The 19,963-nt window shown below is 67.3% G+C and carries 19 protein-coding genes and 1 tRNA gene; 11 read left to right on the top strand and 9 right to left on the bottom strand.

Annotation, left to right across the window (positions count from 1 at the left end; genetic code table 11):
- Positions 1 to 93: 93 nt before the first annotated feature.
- On the top strand, positions 94 to 801 hold the full coding sequence (locus IU452_RS06165; protein ID WP_195108286.1) for an O-methyltransferase: 708 nt from the start codon (positions 94 to 96) through the stop codon (positions 799 to 801).
- Here IU452_RS06165 and IU452_RS06160 read toward each other — a convergent pair.
- Positions 753 to 1,895: a hypothetical protein gene (locus tag IU452_RS06160; protein WP_228816694.1), complete on the bottom strand. Its 1,143-nt coding sequence runs from the start codon at positions 1,893 to 1,895 to the stop codon at positions 753 to 755. The two genes, IU452_RS06165 and IU452_RS06160, sit on opposite strands and share 49 nt — an antisense overlap.
- Positions 1,896 to 2,159: 264 nt before the next feature.
- On the opposite strand from IU452_RS06160, the gene IU452_RS06155 reads away from it, so the two are divergent.
- The 5 genes from IU452_RS06155 (at position 2,160) to IU452_RS06135 (ending at position 7,360) form a co-directional block, all read left to right on the top strand.
- A complete protein-coding gene (locus IU452_RS06155) occupies positions 2,160 to 3,635 on the top strand; it encodes a carboxylesterase/lipase family protein (protein ID WP_324192463.1) in 1,476 nt (491 codons plus the stop codon).
- A 125-nt stretch (positions 3,636 to 3,760) separates the two neighbouring features.
- Positions 3,761 to 4,405, top strand: a complete 645-nt coding sequence (locus tag IU452_RS06150; RefSeq protein WP_195107904.1) for an ABC transporter permease — start codon at positions 3,761 to 3,763, stop codon at positions 4,403 to 4,405.
- On the top strand, positions 4,402 to 5,652 hold the full coding sequence (locus IU452_RS06145; protein WP_195107903.1) for an ATP-binding cassette domain-containing protein: 1,251 nt from the start codon (positions 4,402 to 4,404) through the stop codon (positions 5,650 to 5,652). The genes IU452_RS06150 and IU452_RS06145 overlap by 4 nt, the downstream gene beginning before the upstream one ends.
- Positions 5,649 to 6,386, top strand: a complete 738-nt coding sequence (locus IU452_RS06140; RefSeq protein WP_195107902.1) for an ABC transporter permease — start codon at positions 5,649 to 5,651, stop codon at positions 6,384 to 6,386. The genes IU452_RS06145 and IU452_RS06140 overlap by 4 nt, the downstream gene beginning before the upstream one ends.
- Entirely contained in the window at positions 6,383 to 7,360 is a 978-nt protein-coding gene (locus IU452_RS06135) for a glycine betaine ABC transporter substrate-binding protein (protein WP_195107901.1), read from the top strand. Before IU452_RS06140 ends, IU452_RS06135 begins: the two co-directional genes overlap by 4 nt.
- Positions 7,361 to 7,411: 51 nt before the next feature.
- Here the strand turns inward: IU452_RS06135 and IU452_RS06130 are convergent, their stop codons facing one another.
- On the bottom strand, positions 7,412 to 8,206 hold the full coding sequence (locus IU452_RS06130) for an enoyl-CoA hydratase/isomerase family protein (RefSeq protein ID WP_195107900.1): 795 nt from the start codon (positions 8,204 to 8,206) through the stop codon (positions 7,412 to 7,414).
- 179 nt (positions 8,207 to 8,385) lie between these two features.
- Entirely contained in the window at positions 8,386 to 9,417 is a 1,032-nt protein-coding gene (locus IU452_RS06125; RefSeq protein ID WP_228816689.1) for an Lrp/AsnC family transcriptional regulator, read from the bottom strand.
- 113 nt (positions 9,418 to 9,530) lie between these two features.
- Here IU452_RS06125 and IU452_RS06120 point away from each other — a divergent pair, with 113 nt between their 5' ends.
- On the top strand, positions 9,531 to 10,691 hold the full coding sequence (locus tag IU452_RS06120) for a lactate 2-monooxygenase (protein WP_195107898.1): 1,161 nt from the start codon (positions 9,531 to 9,533) through the stop codon (positions 10,689 to 10,691).
- Between the two features lie 65 nt (positions 10,692 to 10,756).
- Here the strand turns inward: IU452_RS06120 and IU452_RS06115 are convergent, their stop codons facing one another.
- The 4 genes from IU452_RS06115 to IU452_RS06100 all read right to left on the bottom strand — a co-directional run bounded on the left by IU452_RS06115 (position 10,757) and on the right by IU452_RS06100 (position 14,435).
- Positions 10,757 to 11,122: a DUF3703 domain-containing protein gene (locus IU452_RS06115; RefSeq protein WP_195107897.1), complete on the bottom strand. Its 366-nt coding sequence runs from the start codon at positions 11,120 to 11,122 to the stop codon at positions 10,757 to 10,759.
- Between the two features lie 78 nt (positions 11,123 to 11,200).
- A complete protein-coding gene (locus tag IU452_RS39130) occupies positions 11,201 to 11,932 on the bottom strand; it encodes a helix-turn-helix domain-containing protein (protein ID WP_195107896.1) in 732 nt (243 codons plus the stop codon).
- Positions 11,933 to 12,423: 491 nt separating this feature from the next.
- Positions 12,424 to 13,773: a DoxX family protein gene (locus tag IU452_RS06105; RefSeq protein ID WP_195107895.1), complete on the bottom strand. Its 1,350-nt coding sequence runs from the start codon at positions 13,771 to 13,773 to the stop codon at positions 12,424 to 12,426.
- Entirely contained in the window at positions 13,770 to 14,435 is a 666-nt protein-coding gene (locus tag IU452_RS06100; protein WP_195107894.1) for a M15 family metallopeptidase, read from the bottom strand. The genes IU452_RS06105 and IU452_RS06100 overlap by 4 nt, the downstream gene beginning before the upstream one ends.
- 89 nt (positions 14,436 to 14,524) lie before the next feature.
- Here IU452_RS06100 and IU452_RS06095 point away from each other — a divergent pair, with 89 nt between their 5' ends.
- Positions 14,525 to 15,220, top strand: a complete 696-nt coding sequence (locus tag IU452_RS06095) for a response regulator transcription factor (RefSeq protein WP_195107893.1) — start codon at positions 14,525 to 14,527, stop codon at positions 15,218 to 15,220.
- Positions 15,213 to 16,322 (top strand): sensor histidine kinase, encoded by a 1,110-nt coding sequence (locus tag IU452_RS06090; protein WP_195107892.1) that lies wholly within the window; start codon positions 15,213 to 15,215, stop codon positions 16,320 to 16,322. The genes IU452_RS06095 and IU452_RS06090 overlap by 8 nt, the downstream gene beginning before the upstream one ends.
- Before the next feature lie 82 nt (positions 16,323 to 16,404).
- On the opposite strand, the gene IU452_RS06085 is transcribed toward IU452_RS06090, so the two are convergent.
- Positions 16,405 to 17,070, bottom strand: a complete 666-nt coding sequence (locus IU452_RS06085; protein WP_324192462.1) for a phosphotransferase family protein — start codon at positions 17,068 to 17,070, stop codon at positions 16,405 to 16,407.
- A gap of 444 nt (positions 17,071 to 17,514) precedes the next feature.
- Between IU452_RS06085 and mdlC the strand changes: the two genes are divergently transcribed.
- On the top strand, positions 17,515 to 19,122 hold the full coding sequence (gene mdlC / locus IU452_RS06080) for a benzoylformate decarboxylase (RefSeq protein ID WP_195107891.1): 1,608 nt from the start codon (positions 17,515 to 17,517) through the stop codon (positions 19,120 to 19,122).
- A gap of 89 nt (positions 19,123 to 19,211) precedes the next feature.
- Here mdlC and IU452_RS06075 read toward each other — a convergent pair.
- Positions 19,212 to 19,294: transfer RNA gene (locus IU452_RS06075), tRNA-Tyr, on the bottom strand.
- A gap of 250 nt (positions 19,295 to 19,544) precedes the next feature.
- On the opposite strand from IU452_RS06075, the gene IU452_RS06070 reads away from it, so the two are divergent.
- Positions 19,545 to 19,898, top strand: a complete 354-nt coding sequence (locus tag IU452_RS06070) for a VOC family protein (protein ID WP_195107890.1) — start codon at positions 19,545 to 19,547, stop codon at positions 19,896 to 19,898.
- Positions 19,899 to 19,963: the final 65 nt, after the last annotated feature.

Below are 19,963 nucleotides of genomic sequence, written 5' to 3'. Positions count from 1 at the left end.
GGTCTGCCTACGGGAGGAGAGCCTGTGTCGGGCGGTGGAATTGCGGCGCGAGTGCGCGACCGGTTGCCGTTTCTGCGTTGGTCGGTCCTCCGCATGGCCGCCGGTATGCGCACGGTCGAGCGGACCGGTCAGGTGGGCGACGGCCGCGAGGCCGCATTGCGCGACCACGTGCTCGCCCACGCGACCGCCGGTGATCCCGGCAGCGTCCTCGCCGCCATCGACGATTTTGCCCGCAACCACAGCATCCTGATGAATGTCGGCGACGAGAAGGGTGAGATCCTCGACGCCGCGATCGGCCGGACCCAGCCGAAACTGCTGCTCGAGCTCGGCGCCTACTGCGGATACAGCGCGGTCCGCACCGGCCGTGTGATGCCGCCGGGAGCGCGGTTGGTCTCGGTGGAAGCCAATCCCGCCAATGCGGATATCGCCCGCGCCGTCATCGCCCACGCGGGCCTGGCCGACCGGGTCGCCGTCGTGGTCGGCAAGATCGGCGACGGCGGCCGAACCGTCCGCACCCTCACCGACGAGCACGGCTTCACCCCGGGCTCTGTCGATTTCCTCTTCATCGACCACCTCAAGTCCGCCTACCTCACCGACTTGCGCACGATCCTCGATGCCGGCTGGCTACACCCCGGCTCGGTCGTCGTCGCCGACAATGTCAAAGTGCCGGGCGCCCCGGACTACCTCCGCTACATGCGCGACAGTGAAGGCAAGACCTGGCGCACCATCGAACATTCGACCCATCTCGAATATCAGTCCCTGGTGAAGGACTTGGTCCTCGAGTCGGAATACCTGGGCTGATCGCCCTCACTCCCCCGCCGGGATTCGGCCAGTAGCTCGTCGAGCAGGCGTTCGGCGCGTTCGGCGCGGGCCAGGGTTTGAGCGCGGGCGTCGTCGACGGCAGCTAGGCGTTCGGCGGCTTCCTGGCGCGATTTTTCCAGCGTTGCGGTGAATTCGGCGCGCAGGGCGGTGAGGTCGGCGGCGGCGGTGCGGCGGGCCTCGGTGACGTCGGCGCGGGCGGCGGTCAGGTCGGTGCGCATTCGGTCGAGTTCGGCTCGGGTGTCGGCCAGCGCCTGCGCGCGTTCGGCGACGGCGGCCTCGGCGCGGTCGATGGCGCGTTCGGCATCGGCGGCGCGCTGCACGGCCAGGTCGCGTTCGGCGGCGGCAGCGGTGATCTGCTGGGCGGCTTCGCGTTTGGCGCGCTCGATGTCGGCGGCGGCCTTCTGGCGGGCCAGGGCGATCTCCTCGCCGGCCTGTTCGCGGGCGCGCTCGATGTCCTCGGCGGTCTCGCGGCGGATCGTGCGGATTTCGGCCTCGGCCTCGGAGCGGGCGGCGAATACGTCGTCGGCGGCCTGTTTGGTGACCCGTTCGACCTCGGCGAGGGCGTCGTCGCGGGCGGCCAGCGCCTCGGCGATGCGGGCCTCGGCGGCTTCGGCGGCAGCGGCGGCGTCCTCGGCCGCGGATTCGGCGGCCGCCCGCGCCTCCTCGGCCTCGCGGCGGGCCTGTTCGGCGGCGACCGTGGCCATCTCGGCCTCGGCGATGCGTCGCGCCGCATCCGCCTGCACCGCTTGAACCTGCGCCTCGGCGACGGACGGATCGGCCAGGGTGGACAGTTCGCTCACCGCCGCGGTGAGGGTGGTGCCCAGCTGTTCGGCCAGGGTGCGGAACTGTCCGAGCAGCTCATCGGCCCGCAACCGTGCCGTCGTCACCGGACCCTGTTGCGTCACAGTGACGTTGGCGGCCGGGGTCTCCTCCTCCTGTTGCCGTCGTTGACGCTCCCGCCAGGCCCGCCATCGGGTGTGGTCGGGGTGGTCGCAGTACTCCGAGGGGCGGCCCGGTCCGCCGCCGCGCGTGATGAGTCGCGAGCAGCCGGGATAGTTGCAGACGTTCGACACGACCAAAATCGTAGCGTTTGTTTCGTCAAATCAAACGGAACGACACGAAACGAAATGCCAGGCGGCGCAAACCTTCTGACCTCCGATAAGTGAACCTTATCGGAGGTCAGCGCGAGGTTCCCCTCGCTCAATTCTCTGATTTTCTTTCGTTTCGTTTCGTTGAGACATACGAAACGAATCTGCGACGAAAGCTGGTGAAAACTGGGCTCGCTGGTACGCCAGTACCAGTTTCGATCTCGCGAGAGATGGCGCATTCTCATCAGCGTGACTATCGAGCCCGAGATCCACACGGCCGCCGGAGTCGTGCGCGGCAGCTGGGAGAGCGGCGTCGCGGTGTTCCGAGGCATCCCCTACGCCCAGCCGCCGTTCGGCGCACGACGCTTCGCGGCCCCCGCCCCGGCACAGCCGTGGGACGGCGTCCGCGCCGCGCAGGAGTTCGGTCCGCCCGTTCCCCAGGCGGACTGCGCGATTCCCGGTGACTGCCTGACCCTCAACGTCTGGTCACCCGACCTCGGCGGCGCCGGGCTGCCGGTGATGGTGTGGATCCACGGCGGCGCGTACCTCGAGGGCACCTCCCGTAACCCGCACTACGACGGCGCGACACTCGCCGCGTGCGGTGTCGTGATGGTCAGCATCAACTATCGCGTCGGTGTGGAAGGCTTCGCCCATGTCGCCGGGGCTCCGGACAACCGTGGCATTCTCGACCAGATCGCCGCGTTGCGCTGGGTACAGGACAATGTCGCCGCGTTCGGCGGCGATCCGGGCGCTGTCACCGTATTCGGCCAGTCCGCCGGTGCGGGTTGCGTTGCGGCGCTGCTGACTATGCCGATGGCCGCGGGTCTGTTTCGTCGTGCGATCGCCCAGAGCGTGCCGGGCACCTACTTCTCGCCCGGGCTCGCCGCGGCGGTCTCGGCAACGATCGCCGCGGAACTCGGTGTGCAATCCACCGCCCATGAGCTGGCCGATATCCCGCCCGGCGCGCTGATCGACGCAATGGACGCAATCGTGCAGAAGATGCCGGGATTCGTGGACTCATGGGGACCCATGGCGCTGACCCCGACACCGTTCTCCCCCATCGTCGACGGTGACGTCCTCCCCCACGCGCCGTGGCGCGCACTCGCCGACGGCGCCGCGCGGGACATCGACCTGCTCGTGGGGCACACCCGTGACGAATACCGGATGTTCAACGACCGGCTCGGCAGCGAGGTGACCGATGAGGAGCTGACCGCCACGCTCGATCATCTCGCGCCTGCGGCCGACAGCAGCGGTGGTTACCGCGCCGTCTACCCCGAGGCCACGCCGGGACAGTTGTATGAACTCGTCAACTCCGACTGGCTGTTCCGAATGCCCAGCCTGCATCTCGCCCACGCCCAGCGCGCCGGAGGCGGGCGGGCCTGGACCTACGAACTCTGCTGGAGCTACAACCGGGAGGAAGGCTCCTCGCATTGCCTCGACTTCCTGCTCGTGTTCGGCACCCTCGGCGCCGAGGAGGTACGCAGCCATCCCGCGGCCCGCCCGCACGCCGCAGACGAACTCATCCGCGTCGCCCACCATATGCGCACCGACTGGCTGAACTTCGCGACCACCGGCGACCCCGGCTGGGCGCCCTACGATCCGGACACCCGACCCACCCGTGTCTACACCGCCGAGCCGACCACCCAGCCCTACCCCGAGGAACTCTCGCGCCGCATCTGGTCCACCCACCATTTCGACACCCTGGACCTACTTCATAGGCGTTGAACGGGATTGCGGCGAACCGCCCGCCGCGCGCCGTCCGGAACCGAACGCGCGGTATCGATTACTCTTTGACGGCTGCGCGTCCGGTGACTGCGCGCAGACACGTGCCCGCCGACGATGGGAATCCCGTGGATTTGTGGAGTTACCTCCGAGGACGGGGAGAAGTCCTGGCGTTCCTCACCTATCAGCATGCCTCGCTGGCGTTTCAGACGGTCCTGGTCGGGACCGTCGTCGCCGTCCTCATCGCCGTGGCGGTCTATCGGCTGCCGCTGTTGTCGGCACTGTCGCTGACCTCGAGCCGGGTCGCGCTGACGATACCCTCGTTGGCGCTGCTGGCACTGCTGCTGGTGCCGTTCGGACTGGGCGTGGTGCCGTCGTTCCTCATGCTGGCGTTCTTCGCGGCGCTGCCGGTGATCGGCAACGCGATCGTGGGTCTGCGGTCGGTGCCGGCCTCGGTCGTCGAATCCGCACGCGGCATCGGCTTTTCGCGATGGCGCATTCTGCTGACCGTCGAATTGCCGATCGCCTGGCCGGTGATACTCACCGGCATCCGAGTCTCGACCCAGATGATCGTCGGCGTCGCCGCCATCGTCGCCTATGTCCTCGGACCGGGCCTCGGTTCGCTCATCTTCAACGGCCTGTCCCGTCTCGGTGGCGCGAACTCCCTCGAGATGGCCTTGACCGGCACCATCCTCATCGTCATCGTCGCGTTGGTGTTCGACGCGCTGCTCGTGCTCCTCGGACGCCTCACGATCGCAAAAGGACTCTCATGACCGGCGAACGGACCGTGACCGGCGCGTCCATCCACTTGGACTCGGTCGTCAAACGCTACAAGGGCCAGGAGAAACCGGCGGTCGAACGCCTCGACCTCGAGATCGAGGCCGGCGATATCGTGGCGTTCGTCGGCCCGTCCGGTTGCGGCAAGACGACCACCCTCAAGATGATCAACCGGCTGATCGAACCGAGCGAGGGCCGAATCTTCATCGGCGGTCGCGACGTCACCAGGGAAGATCCCGACAAGCTGCGGCAGTCGATCGGATACGTCATCCAGTCCGGCGGCCTGTTCCCGCACTGGACGGTGGCCAAGAATGTCGGCGCCATCCCGCGGGTGCTCGGCTGGGACCGCAAGCGCATCGCCGAGCGCACCGATTACCTGCTCGATCTGGTCGGTCTGGACCCGGGCACCTTCGCCGACCGGCTGCCCAAGGATATGTCCGGCGGTCAACAGCAGCGCGTCGGCGTCGCGCGTGCGCTTGCGGCGGACCCGCCGGTTCTGCTCATGGACGAGCCGTTCGGCGCGGTCGATCCGATCACCCGGGTTCGGCTGCAGGACAGCCTGATCGGGATCCAGCACGAACTCGGCAAGACGATCGTGATCGTCACCCATGATTTCGAGGAGGCCACCAAGCTCGGCGACAAGGTGCTCATCCTGTCCGAGGGCGGTCACGTCGAGCAGTACGCGCGCCCGGAGGAAATCCTCACCGACCCGGCCACGCCGTTCGTGGAGGAGTTCGTCGGATCCGGCGCGAAGCTGGCGTATCTGACCGTGCAGCGGGTGCGCGACATCGACTGCGACGAGGTGGTCACCGCCCGCATCGGCGAACCGGCGCAGGCGGTGATCGACCGCGCGAAGGCCGCCGGGCACAGCTGGATCGTCGTCGTGGATGCGGCCGGGCGGCCGCGGTCGTGGCCCACGCTCGAGGAGGTGGCAACCAAACCGGAGATCTCCGACTATCTCGATCGGCGCCTGCCCGTCGTCGCGCGGTCCTCGACCCTCAACGACGCGCTCGACGCGATGCTCGCCGCCAGCCAGGGCGCCGCACTCGTCACCGACGGCCGCGGCGCGGTGGTCGGCTCGCTCAGCATCGACTCGGTGACCGACACGATCCGCACCAAACTCGCCGACGTGCGCGCCGAGGAGCGGGACCTCTCCTACGAAACCTACGTCGACGGCACCGATCCGGCGCCGACCCCGGTGGTCGCCGCCGACGACGAACCCGGATCGGCCGGGCACTCATGAGCCGCCTGCGCCGCATTCCGATCGACGTGTGGTTCGAACCGATCATCATTCTCGTCATCGGAATCGGATACGCCCTGTGGTATCGGTCCACGACGTTCACCGCGACCGAGCAGGCGTCCCTCGGCTGGGCCAACCTGCAGAGCACGATCCTCGCCCACATCAAGCTGACCGTGGTGGCCACGCTGATCGTGGTCGTCGTCGCGATTCCGCTGGGTATCGCGCTGACCCGCCCCGCGTTGAAGCGGCTCGAGCCGGTGGCCGTCAACATCGCCAATATCGGCCAGGCCGCGCCCGCGGTCGGTCTGCTCGTCCTGTTCACCTTCTGGCTGGGCACCGGATTCCGCACGGCGGTCGTCGGTCTGGTCGTCTACGCGATCCTGCCGATCCTGCAGAACACGATCATCGGGCTGCGGCAGGTGGATCAGCGCACGATCGAGGCGTCGCGCGGCATCGGCTTCTCGGGTGCGCGCACGCTGTTCCAGGTCGAGTTGCCGCTCGCGGTGCCGGTGATCCTCAACGGTGTGCGCACCGCACTGGTCATTCTGGTCGGTACCGCGACGCTGAGCACGTTCATCGGCGCGACCAGCCTCGGCACGCTGATCACGACCGGTGTCACCCTGTTCCTGCCCAAGCTGCTCATCTCCGGCGCCATCCTCGTCGGGCTGCTGGCGTTGACGATCGACTGGCTCGGCAGACTCGTCGAACTGGCCGCGACCCCGCGAGGTGTCTCATGAGATCGCCACGAGCCCGGCTGCTGTGCGCACTCGTCGCGACGATGTCGATGCTCGCCGGGTGCGGGCTGGTGAGTTCGTCGGGAACGTTCCACGACGCGCATCTGCCCGACGGTGAGCGGCCGCTCGACGGCGCGAAGCTGGTCGTCACATCGAAGAGCTTCACCGAGGGCGTGCTGCTGGGCAAGATCACCGCGACCTACCTGGCCGCGGCGGGCGCGAAGGTCACCGACCTGACCGGGGCGCCGGGTTCGGCCTCGTCTCGGCAGGCGCAGCTCAACGGCGACGCCGATGTGCTCTGGGAGTACACGGGCACCGGGTGGGTCAACTACCACAACGAGACCGAGACGATCGCGGACCCGCACGAACTCTGGCAGCGTGTGCATGACATCGAGAAGCGCGACCACAACCTGGAGTGGCTTCCACCGGCAAATTTCAACGACACCTACGCATTCGGCGCCGCGGCGCCGACCGCCGAACGCCTGCAGGTGAAGTCGTTGTCCGACGTGGCCGCGCTCCCCGTCGCCGATCGGACGTTCTGCGTCGACGACGAATTCTTCAGCCGCTCCGACGGTTTCATCCCCATGCTGCAGAAGTACGGGATCGCCTACAACGATCCCAACGGTGTTCCGGCCGGCAACGTCACACGGATGGACGCCGGGGTCGTCTACACCGCGACGGCACGAAGCGCGCCGTGTAACTTCGGCATGATCTACACCACCGACGGCCGGGTCAAGAACCTGAAGCTCGTCGTGCTCGACGATGACAAGAAGTTCTTCCTGCCCTATAGCGGCACGGCCGTGGTGCGCGGCGCGATCATCGACCGCTACCCGCAGCTGCGCCCCCTGATCGGGACGATCTCCGAACACCTCACCAACGACCTGATGCAGGAGCTCAACGGTCGCGTCGACATCGATGGCGAGGATCCCGCCGATGTCGCCTACGACTGGCTGAAGAGCGAAAAGCTGGTCGAGTAAACGGCATTCGATCCGGACGCCACGTCCAGGAGATCCAGCAGGCCTACACCGTCATGGTCGCCACTTTCCCGTGGCGATGTCGACCGCGATTCGGCCCAGGTCGAGTTCGACCGGGCCGTGGGTCTGCAGGCCGTGTTTCATGAGTCGAGTGACCCGCTCGGCGACCTCTGGGTGCGCAGTCCACTCCTGGAAGATCCTGCTCTCCTCGGCCAGTCCGGCACTGTCGGGCAAGGTGATTCGGTCGACCATGGCCTTGGCAGCCGTGATCGCGTGCGGCGGGAACGAGGCGATTCTGCGGGCGAGTCGATCGACGAACTCGTCGAGTTCGGCGTCCGGCACTGCGCGGTTGATCCAGCCGTAGCGTTCGGCCAGCGGAGCGGGAAAGTCGTCGCCGCTCAGGATCGCCTCCAGGGCGCGTCCGCGACCGAGCAGACCCGGCAGCCGCTGAGTGCCGTTTCCGCCGGGCAGCAGACCGACCGTGATCTCCGGTTGGCCCAGGATGGCCCGTTCGGTCGAGGCGAACCGCATGTCGCAGGCCAGGGCCAGTTCGCTGCCCGCGCCGCGGGCCCGCCCGGCGATCTTGGCGATCGTCACCTTCGGCAACGCCGCCAAGCGCGGCATCAGCTCGACAGCCGGGGGCATATCGGAGGGCATGGCCGCGCCGACGGCCGTCATATCCCAGTGCGCGAGAAAGAAATCCGAGGCGGCGGACTCGAACACGATCACCCGCACCCTGTCGTCCGAGTCGACCTGGTCCAGCAGGTGGCCCAGGTCGATGTAGAGCTGCGGGGTCACCAGGTTGATCGGCGGATTGTCGAATGTCGCCCACGCGACACCGTCGGACACTCGAACTCTTATGGTCTGCAGGTCGTACATCGCCGTCAACCTCCCGTTCTCGGGCGTGGACCCAATACAGCTATCTTCGCAATAGTTGCTATCTGCAGAATAGCACCTAGGGCGGGCTAGGGCTATCTCTCCCCCCCCGGCATGACTGCGCCCGGGAGGGCGATCGACCTGCGCAGCCACTAGACGGCGGGTTCGGTCCAGATGTCGGGTGGGACGGCGCCGATGCTGCGGCCGTCGGCGTCGAGGAGGTGGCCGTGGAGTTTGTGGTGGCGCAGGGTGAGGACGCGCTCGGTGATTCGCAGGCCGGGATGTGCTCGGGTGAGGTGGGTTTCGAAGTCGAGGACGTCGTGGAGGTTGGTCGTGTTGGCCTGCAGGATGAGGTTGTGGTCGGCGCTGAGCGCAGCGCAGTTGCGGGTTTGACGGTGCTGGGCCAGTGCGCGGCCGATGTCGAGCAGGTCGCTGGTGGGTGCGGTGGCCCAGAAGGTGACCGCGACCGGCCAGCCGCCCAGAGGCCGTGCGAACTCGCAGCGGAACCGGAGCATTCCGGTCCGGGTGGCGGTGTCGATGCGTCGTTTGATGGTTTGGGCGCTGACTCCGACGGCGTCGGCGATTGTTTGGTGCGAGGCGCGGCCGTCCCGCGCCAGGTGTGCGAGGACGGCCTGGTCGAGCGGAGTGACGGGATGTGAGCGGGGTGCGGAGACCGAGGTTGACGACCGGGCGAGCCGGGTGCGCTGATCGGGGTCGAGGACGTCGATGCGCCAGCGGCCGCCCTCGGTGAACATGTGGGTGACGATGCGGGCGCGCACGGCGGTCACGTGCGGGACGGCGGGCAGGACATCGAGGGTGTAGCGCGCCATCATGTCCAGGTCGGCGGTCGCCACGGTACCCAGCAGCAGGTGCGCGTCGGTGGTGCGTTCGATCGACACCATGTGCGGATGGGCGCTCAACCGGTCGGCCACCCCACCCGTGGTTCCCGCGGCGCAGCCGATTTCGATGAATGAGTAACAGACCTGGTGGTAGGCCCGCGGGCCGGGCGAGATGGTGACCCAGGCTCGTCCGCTCGTACGGAGTCGGTCCCAGCGCCGGGCTGCGGTGACCGGGTCGATGCCGAGAACGTGACTCAGTTCGGTCCATGAGGCACGCGGCCGCAGCTGCAGGGCGTGGATGAGCTGGAGTTCGGCCTCGGTCAACGGTGTGGCGGAATCCTGCATTCGACACCGTCCTCGCCATCGAATACTGCACATTCGCCGACGAATGTCTTTCCGCATGCACTCTAACTCGGGAGGTTACGCAGCGATCGACCCACGCCGAGCGAAGGAGACCGATGGCATTCGGCGATTATCAGAACGAGATCTACTTCGCAGGTCTGATCGGGGAACAGCCCGCGTTGCCGATGAACTACGCCGGGTGGAAGGCGCGGGCGCAGCAGGCGCTGTCTCCGTCGCTGCTGTCCTATGTCGCCGGCGGTGCGGGCAGCGAGCGTACCCAGCGCGCCAACGTCACCGCGTTCGAGCGATGGGGACTGGTGCCGCGGATGTTCGTCGGCGCGACCGAGCGCGACATGTCGATCGAATTGTTCGGTATGAGGCTGCCCTCGCCGGTTTTTCTGGCACCGATCGGTGTTATCGGGCTGTGCACGCAGGACGGTCACGGCGATCTGGCCACCGCGCGTGCCGCCGCCCGTACCGACGTCCCGATGATCGCCTCCACCTTGACCGTGGACCCCATGGAGCAGGTCGCTGCCGAATTCGGCGACACCCCAGGGTTTTTCCAGCTCTACACTCCGACCGACCGGGACTTGGCCGCCAGCTTGGTGCAGCGCGCCGAACAAGCCGGCTTCAAAGGCATCGTCGTCACTCTCGATACTTGGATCACCGGATGGCGGCCCCGCGACCTGAGCGCCAGCAACTTTCCTCAGCTGCGCGGGCACTGCCTGGCCAACTACACCAGCGACCCGGTGTTCCGCGCGAGCCTGGACCGCGGGCCCGAACAAGATCCCCGCGCCGCCGTGCTGCGCTGGGCCCAGATCTTCGGTAACCCACTCACGTGGAGTGATCTGCCCTGGCTGCGGTCGCTCACCAAACTGCCGCTGATCGTGAAGGGTATCTGTCATCCCGAGGACGTCCGCCGCGCCAAAGACCATGGCGTCGACGGCATCTACTGCTCCAATCACGGCGGCCGCCAAGCCGACGGCGGATTCCCCGCCCTCGATGCTCTGCCCGACGTGGTCGCCGCCGCGGATGGTCTTCCGGTGCTGTTCGATTCCGGCATCCGCAGCGGCTCCGACATCATCAAAGCCCTCGCTCTCGGCGCGACCGCGGTCGGTATCGGCCGCCCCTACGCCTACGGCGCGGCACTGGCCGGCACCGACGGCATCGTCCACGTGCTGCGCTGCCTGCTCGCCGAGGCGGACCTGATCATGGCGGTCAACGGATATCCCACGCTGGCCGATCTCACCCCCGACGCATTGCGACCTGTCCGGTGACTATTGCCGCGACCGCGTCCTGACCGACAAGGTGGCCGGGCGGGACCGATAATCGGCAGTGGCGGTCAACGTGTGGTGATCTCGTCTCGGCCGTCGGCCAGGAGCCGCGCCAGGTCGTCGGGTACCGGCATGCGGGTCATGAGTCCGACCGAGCTGCGACCGGTGTTGCCGACGGGTGAGCGGCCCAGCGCGGACCCCGGACCCGCGACCACGAGACGGACGACCTGTCCGATGGCTTCACGACGGTCGTGGCAGCGGATCGCGAGACGGAACATGTGCCAGTGGGCGCGGGTGTGCGGCCACGCCCAGGCCTGGGACAGGATGTGGGCGCGTTCCAGCGCGCGCCATCGGTCGTCGAGATCGGTGGCGGTGCGGGCGTGGTCGAGCTCGGCCTCGAATGCGGCGCGGACGGTGGGTGGCATCGGTGTCATGGGTCCTCCCGGGATCGATCGAACTGATTGCCCTTCGATCTCACCCCGGCCGTCGGTGGTCCGGCTTGAACGAACCGGCTACGGATCCGGGAGGGTTCCGATCCATCGAATGCCTGCGAAATCCGAAGGCGCACGGCCGAACATGCCGCGGCACGCCCGACTCAGATGCGCCGAATCGGCAAAACCGGCATCGTGGGCGGCGTCGGTGAGCGACCCGCCCGAAGCCAGTCGCTCGATGGCGCGCTGCATGCGCAGCCATCGCACATACGGACGCAGCGGTATCCCCACCTCGTCGGTGAACAGGTGCCCCAGCCGGCTTTCCGACAGATTCACCTCCCGCGCCAGGTCCCGCAGCCGCACACGGCCTTCGTCCAACCGCCCCGGAAGCAGATTCAACACCTCCACCACCGCCGGGTGGCGAGCCGGGCACGCGCGGGAATCGTTCACCCGCCGTAGAAGTCCCGCAACCCCGTGGCCCCCCAACGCCGCACCCGCCCGAGCCCAACCGCTGACCGTGCCGGGCGGGTCGACCATTTCACCGAGCTCGGCCCCGACCAGCGATTCAGGTTCGAAATGAGCCAGCACCCCCTCATGTGCACCGCGGACCACCGCGTGCGGGACATTCGGCGGAATCACCGCGACCCGACAGACCACCCGTTCCCCGGCTCGGTCGGCCAATTCGATCCCCTCGTCCGCAGCGATGACCTGGAAGCTGTGATGCGCATGCAGCCCCGCAACACCGAGAACTCCAGTCAGCACCAGCAACCCCGGCCGCAACACCGCAGTCCCCGACCACTCACGCCCGGCCACCACACCCTCACTGCCCCGAATGCCCTGCCCGATTCGGACATGACCATGGTGCCACTGGCGCACGTGCGTAAGCAGTCGCAAGACGAGTTGTGTCCAAGACCATGAAATGAAGCAGGAGTGGCTCAGGGAGTCCACATCTGCGTGGACTCCCTCGGACTCGGCCCGGCTTGAACGGGCTGCCACCCTCTCCGCGTGGGCGCATTCATCCGGAGCCAGTGCGCCTTGGGCGAGGACGCTGAGAACGGTAATCCCCATCCCCTCGACGGGCAAGCTTGTTTCGCATGGCTGCGGACATTCGCGAGATCGACTGGCAGCCAACGGCTGTGCTCGCCAACCCTCACCAACTTCTACGGGCAGTTCGAATCGCCTGTCGCGATTGGTCACATCGGTCCGGTGTCGGGGCTCATGGATGTGTGCGCGTGACGCACATGCCTATGAGGAGGACAGGATGCAGTTCACGGTTCTGGTTGGCTGCCGGTGGTCACACTGGGCTAGCGGAAGTACGGATAGTCCTGCACCCAGTGGAATCCGCGGCTGCGCAAGGTGAAGCTGTTCGGATCCATCCGTTCCAGGGTGATCGCAACCGGGCGGTCATGCAGTTTCCCGCGTAATAACAGCCGGTCCGGGGTGGGGCGCTCGGGAGACAGCGTCGCGAATGGTGGCTGGTGCCCGGCCTTTTCGCCGGTCGTGTCCGTCATCGTGGTGAGTTCCAGCTGTCCGTTGGGGAGGAAGTCGGCGCGCGCCGGGACCAGTTCACCGTTCATGCGTTGGTAGGTTGCTTGCTCTGGGTCGTCGAAAACAAGCCGCTGCCAACGATTCTCGTCGGTCGTCAGCGGCGGCACCGGTTGCCCGTCGAGGGTGAAGTCCCGCACCTCCCAGATTCCGTACAGTTCGGACTTGGGGCTGCCGGGGCCGTACTGATCTTGCCAGACCACCCAGCGGTCATAGCCGCTACCGAACGCGACCCAGATGCCGATGGCCACCGTAATCCACAGCGCGATGCGGTTCTTCCGGTCGTCGGTGAACAGCGAGGGTTGCGTCAGTGGCTCGCACGCGCGTTGCAGCACGAACACATTGGCCAGTCGCCGCAGGTACGGGGCCAGCAGGACCAGGCTGATCAGCAGCAGGTGCAAGGCGTGCAGCTTCACCGGTATATCGAAAGTCATGTTCATCAGGAGGACTTGAGCCATGCTCGCCAGACTCACTGCGGCGCCCAGCACCGCGGTCCGGGGCACGAACAGCAGCAGCCCGGCCACGACTTCCACCGCGCCCAGAGCCATCTCATACGGATAGGAGCTGCCGACCTGCAGCCACAGCACCGAGGCCGGGCTCAGATCGCCATACGGCTGCAACAGCTGTGCCAGCGTGGGTCCGGGCATCTGGGTGGGGATCAGCTTGGCGAACCCGAACGACAGCATCTGCCCGCCCAGACACAGCCGCAGCAACAGCGTGAACCAAGCCAGCAGGCGGGGGTAGGAGCTACGACGGTCGATGGCCGTCCACACCGCGGTGGCCACCACGGCGACTACCAGGATGCAGAACACCAGCACCCAGACGGCCGTCTGGTCTCCGGATCCGGAGTCCTGGTGCAGCACCGCGTCGACCCCGAAGAACGTTCTCCCCACCCAACCGGTGACGGGGTCCGTCAGGGACACGATCCACGGCCCGCTGCCGTATCTGCGAATCCAGCGGCCGAGCACGCCCAGCAGCGGGAACGGGATGAAAGGGAGGAGCAGGCAGAACAGGCCGAAATAGATGACGCAGCATCGGAACGCGATCCGCGTCAGCGGATGCCACCCGGCCCGTGTGGTGACGGTTCCGGCGGCGAGCGTGCCGGTCACTGCTGCATCCTCGGGTCCTGGGTGGGGTCGGCATACCGGGGCGGGCAGCCGTAATCGCTGGCTTCGGGCCGCAGTTCGTAGTGCCAGGGTTCGTTGTTGTAGATCTGGCACAGCCCGTACTCGGCGCCGTGCTTGGACAGCCACGCCGCGGCCCTGGAGGGCCCGATGTCGACCGCGGCTCCCGACACGTGAACAGACGTGTCGGGAGTGGCAACCCATCGGGCAGCCTCGGTTTTCGAGCCGTACTTCGAGACCGCCTCACGCAGTAGTTGTTCCTGGTACTCGGGGGAACGCCAGCCACTGTTGACGACGAACTCGACCCCATAGTCGGCAGCGTCCGTGGCAGCTCGGCGCAGGGCGCCGAGCAGATCGGGGTCGAGGTTGGCCACGGCCGGAATTTCGTCATCGAAGACCGTCACGCCGTCAGGGACGGCGCCGTCGGCGACGGTGACCCTGGACCGTGTCTCGCGGTCGGGCGCACCAGGTGGGCCATGGCGGTCGCCGTGCGGAGCGTCGAAGGGCCATGCGGCCGAGGAGGATAGGGACGCCAGCGAGTGGTAGACGAGGACACCGATAAGCGGCACGCTGACGACCGCAAGGGCTGCGAGGATGGTCGATCGGATACGGCGAGCCGTTGTTCGTGCTGGTTCGCTGTGGTTCATGCCCTCAGTGAAGGCAGCGGGGTGTTGCCAGCACGTATCCGGTTTTCGATATGCCCACGATATCCCCCGGCTGGGAGAATCGAGAGTCGATGCGTGTGTTGATCGTCGAGGACGAACCCTATCTGGCAGAAGCGATCCGCGATGGCCTGCGCCTGGAGGCGATCGCCGCCGACATCGCCGGTGACGGCGACACCGCTCTGGAACTGCTGAGCGTCAACGCCTACGACATCGCCGTTCTCGACCGCGACATCCCGGGTCCCTCCGGCGACGAGATCGCCCAACGCATCGTCGCCTCCGGCAGCGGCATGCCGATCCTGATGCTCACCGCCGCCGACCATCTCGACGACAAGGCGACCGGGTTCGGGCTCGGCGCCGACGACTACCTCACCAAACCCTTCGCACTGCGAGAACTCGTACTCAGGCTCAGAGCACTCGACCGCAGGCGCGCCCACAGCAGGCCACCCGTGCGCGAGATCGCGGGCCTGCGTCTGGATCCGTTCCGCCGCGAGGTCTACCGCGACGGCCGCTACGTCGCGCTGACTCGGAAGCAATTCGCGGTGCTCGAAGTCCTCGTCGCCGCCGAAGGCGGTGTCGTCAGCGCCGAGGAACTACTGGAACGGGCGTGGGATGAGAACGCCGACCCGTTCACCAACGCCGTGCGCATCACGGTCTCGGCCCTACGCAAACGCCTCGGCGAACCCTGGATCATCGCGACCGTGGCCGGCGTCGGGTACCGCATCGACACTGCACCCGGCGCCGGGCGTGAGGGAGCGTCTCGTGGATAGGCCGCCCGGGTTGAGCGTTCGCCTCAAACTCACCCTCAGCTACGCCGGCTTTCTCATGCTCGCAGGTGCCTTGCTGCTCGCGGTCGTGTGGGTGTTCCTGCTGCGCCAGGTGCCCGACCGTGGGATCAGGCCCAGGGCCCCCGGTAGCGGACCCAACCGCTCGGAACTTCTGAGCGCCTTCGGCCCGAAGGCAGCCTGGGCGCTGGGTTTCCTGCTGGTGTTCGGTCTCGTGGGAGGATGGATTCTCGCCGGGCGCATGCTCGCCCCGCTGATCCGCATCACGAACGCCACACGCATGGCCGCGAACGGGTCGCTGTCCCACCGAATCCAGTTGGAAGGCCGCAAAGACGAGTTCCGCGAACTCGCCGACGCCTTCGACACCATGCTCGCGCGACTCGAAGCACACAACGCCGAACAGCAGAGATTCGCAGCCAACGCCTCCCACGAACTGCGCACCCCACTGGCGATCACGCAGACACTTCTCGACGTGGCCCGCAATGATCCGAACCGCGACACCGGCGAATTGATCGCCCTCCTCCACACCGTCAATACCCGAGCGATCAACCTCACCGAAGCATTGCTCCTGCTCAGCCGCGCCGACCGACGGTCCTTCACCCGAGAACCCGTCGACCTGTCCCTCACAGCGGAAGAAGCCACCGAAACGCTCCTCCCCCTCGCGGAAAAACGCTGCCTCACCATCGAGACCTCCGGCGACATGGCGCCCACCTTCGGCTCACACGCGCTCCTGCAGCAGATGACGACCAACCTCGTGCACAACGCCATCGTCCACAATCTTCCGGAACAGGGGACCGTGTGGGTGACGACCAGCGTTCACCCCGAGACTGTGGTGCTCTGTGTCGAGAACACCGGCGAAAAGCTCACCCCCCATGTGGTTTCCACGCTTGTCGAGCCGTTTCAGCGTGGCACCGAACGCATCCGCAGTGATCATGCAGGTGTCGGCCTCGGCCTGGCCATCGTCAAGAGCATCGCCCAGGCACACGAGGGAATCCTCACCCTCATCCCCCGCCCCGCCGGCGGGCTCTGCGTCACGGTGCAACTACCCCGCGCGCTCACAAGAGGCGGGCCCGAGTGGCGGTGGTAATCAGCGGTATAGCCCCAGCGGCCCCGGACCGCGCGGGCTTGCTCGGCAGAACGGCACGCGTAGCCGTCGGGCTCGTGCCGCCTCATAGCCGCGATCGCAGCACGGCGATCTCGGGCCACGGGTCGAAGCCGTGCTCGATCAGCCAGCGGATCGCCCGCAGGCTTCGCAACGACCACCACGCGCGGATCACGTCCAGGTCGACGTCGGTGCCGTAGCCGGCGACTACGTCGCGGAGGTGCTCCGCGTGTCCGAGCGTCAAGGTGGCGAGGTCGAACAGGGCATCGCCCGGGGCCGCCTCGGACCAGTCGATCACGCCGGTGATCTCGTCACCGTCGACGAACACGTGGGTGACCTGCAGGTCACCGTGCGTGAACACCGGCGTCCAGGGCCGGAGCGCAGCTTCGGCAATCCGGCGGTTGCGCGTGACCACGTCGGCAGGAAGGACGCCATTGGTGACGAGCCACTCGCATTCGCCGTCGAGGTGCGAGGCGACCTCGTCGGGGCTGCGACCGGGCCATGGTGGCGGCGGCGCGTCGTGCAGCATCCGGGCGGCACCCGCCGCGGCCCACGCCGCCGGCGACGCGATCGACGGCTCGCCGAGGCGGCCGAGTGCCGTCCCGGGGAGGGCGGCGAGCGCGAGCACGGGCGGCTCCCGCCACAGGACCTCCGGAGTCGGGATCGGCGCCATGGCCATCGCCTCGACCTCGACGTCGGTGCGCGTCTGATCCGCGTCGATCTTCAGGAACACGTCGCCGACGCGCAGGGTCGCGCAGTCGTGATGGGCGACGACGACCTCGACCTACTCCATGTCGGCCATTATCGCGCGGGGATGACCACCGACGTCGCGCAGAAACGACGGGTTATATATGCACGCTCTATGGAAGGATGCAGATCGCGGGCAAGAAGATGGTCTGGGTCGGGCTCGCCGGAGAAACCGAATCCGTTTTTCGCAGCTACGGTATGTCCACCGCGGTGAGCAACATTCTTTCTGTCGGCATATCGCAATTTGCCGGCCCGGGCAGAGGAATACGAACTCCCGAACCGATCCCCGGGACCGCGCGGACACGCATTGTTTACCTCTCTCGGTGTTACCGGCGCTCCGGCATCGATCGGCGGCATGGGAGGCTATCATTGAGTAACTCCATCTCCGGAGCAGGGTCGACCCGCTGGCTCGACGGACACGGGAGTGCGGATGACCACGGTACGAGACGCCTCCTACGAGGTTCTGCGGTCGCAGGGGGTCACCACGTTCTTCGGCAATCCGGGATCCAACGAATTGCCGTTCCTGCAGGGATTTCCCGACGACTTCCGCTATATCCTCGCCCTGCAGGAGGGTGCCGGTCTGGCCATGGCCGACGGCTACGCCCAAGCCGCCCGGAAGCCGGTGCTGGTCAGCCTGCACGCGGCGGCGGGTGTCGGGCAGGCGATGGGCAATCTAGTGAACTCCTGGCAAGCGGGAACGCCACTGGTGCTGCTCAGCGGTCAGCAGTACCGCCCGCTGATCACCTTGCAGGGCATGCTCACCAACCACGACGCGACGACCCTGCCGCGACCGTTGGTCAAATGGAGCTTCGAAGCACCGTCCCCGCAAGCGGTGCCGGCCGCGCTGACGCGAGCGATCGCCTGCGCGACGACCACGCCGACCGGACCGGTGTATCTGTCGGTGCCGCTGTCGGATTGGGACGAACCCGCCGACACCGACAACCTGCCCTACCTGCTGGGCCGCCGGGTGGCCGGTCGGCCCGTCGCTGAGCCCGAAGCACTGCAGGAGCTGGCGCGGCGACTGGATGCGGCCGAGAATCCGGTGCTGGTGCTCGGGCCCGACGTGGACGCCTACGGCGGCTGGAACGCCGCGGTCGCCCTCGCCGAAAAGGCCGGTCTACCCGTCCAATTCGGCACCTACGAATACCCGCGGATCTCGTTTCCCACCCAGCACCCCTGCTACCGAGGCACTCTCGGCGCAATGGTGGGCCAGGTCCGAGAACAGCTGGCGCCCTACGACTTCGTCGCCTGGATCGGCGGCGCGGTCCTGCCCTACCACGCCTGGCAACCAGGCCGATACCTGCGCGAGGGAACCGAACTGGTCCTGGTGACCGCCGATCCCGACCAGGCCGCACGATCACCGCTCGGCGCGGCCATCGTCGGCGATCCCGCCGAGGCGCTGGCCCGGCTCACCGGTCTGGTGACCGTCACCAGGCCGCTGCCGGAGCCGAGGAAACAGCCTGCGCCAGTCGACCTTTCGGCAGCGGGCACCGGCACGGTCACCGAAGCCCAGTTCCTGCGGGTCCTCGCCGAGCACCACCCCGACGACACCGCCTGGGTCTTCGAATGCCCGTCACTGGGCGCGTGGTGGGACATCCTGCCCATCACCCGGCCCAACAGCTTCTTCTGCGCCGCGGCCAGCGCCCTGGGCTACGGATTGCCCGCCGCGGTGGGAGTCGCGCTCGCCCAACCGGACCGGCCCGTCATCGCCATGATCGGCGACGGCTCGGCCAACTACAGCATCACCGGCCTGTGGAGCGCTGCCCGACACCACCTCGACATCACCTACCTGATCCTGCACAACGGCGCCTACCGAGTCCTCGAGGACTACGGAACCTGGCTCGGCGCCGACAAACTCCCGGGACTCGACCTGCCCGGCATCGACTTCGTCGACATCGCCACCGGCTACGGCATCCCGGCCCGCACCGTCACCACCCCCAGCGAGCTCGCCGACGCGCTGAAACAGGCCTTCGGCACACCCGGCCCGCACCTGATCCAGGTCCGCACCACCAACGAACCCAGCGGCGTATTCCGCTGATCCGGAGCGCCTCACAACCGGGTTCGAGGAGAACCGCATGGATAGCCGAGGACGCGAAGGACGAGAGTTCCCCATGCAATAGCCAGGAGTGGGGCGGGCGGGATTCGAACCCGCTCAGCACGAGGCACTCGGTTTACAGCCGAGCCCGACTCTCCTGCGTCGACGCCGCCCCGAATGCTCGACGGCGCAACGCAGTTCAGCGCGATCGGTCGAGCGGTCGAGCGGTCGAGCACAGCAATATCGCGCGAGCCGCACGTCCGACCTCCCTTTTTCTGCGCGGTGTCCGCAGGTCACCCTGCCGAAGCCTGGTTATGGGTTCAACTCATTTTTCGACGTCCTCCGACACCGAGCGGGCGGCCTCGGCGGCGGCTGCAGTGACGGCGGGGAGAGTCGACGGTATCTGGGACATGAATACTGGCGAGATGACGAACCGTTGGGTCGGAGTGACGATCGACTGCGTCGACGTGAAACGGATGGCGAAGTTCTGGAGTGCGCTGCTGGACCGACCGGAGGGACCTTCCGAACCTGGCTGGGTCTATCTCGGTTGTCCCGGAGATCGGCAGCCTCGTCTCGTCTTTCAACCCGTAACCGACCCCAAGCAGGGCAAGGTCCGCCTGCACCTCGACGTCGCGGTGGACGATATCGACCAGGGCGTCGCCCAGGTCATCGCCCTCGGCGGCCGGTACACCGGCGAACGGCACGATCACGACGGAGGCACGGTCGTCGTGATGGCCGATCCCGAAGGGCACGAATTCTGTCTGGTCGAGTATCACTGATCCCCCGGATGCCGCAGGCTATCCTGCTGCGGATCGCGCCGGAATCGCCATTTGCCGTGGGTAAT

Origin of the sequence: Nocardia transvalensis, assembly GCF_015477765.1 — a bacterium.
GTDB lineage: Bacteria > Actinomycetota > Actinomycetes > Mycobacteriales > Mycobacteriaceae > Nocardia > Nocardia transvalensis_A.
This window is presented reverse-complemented; position numbering and strand designations above follow the sequence as displayed.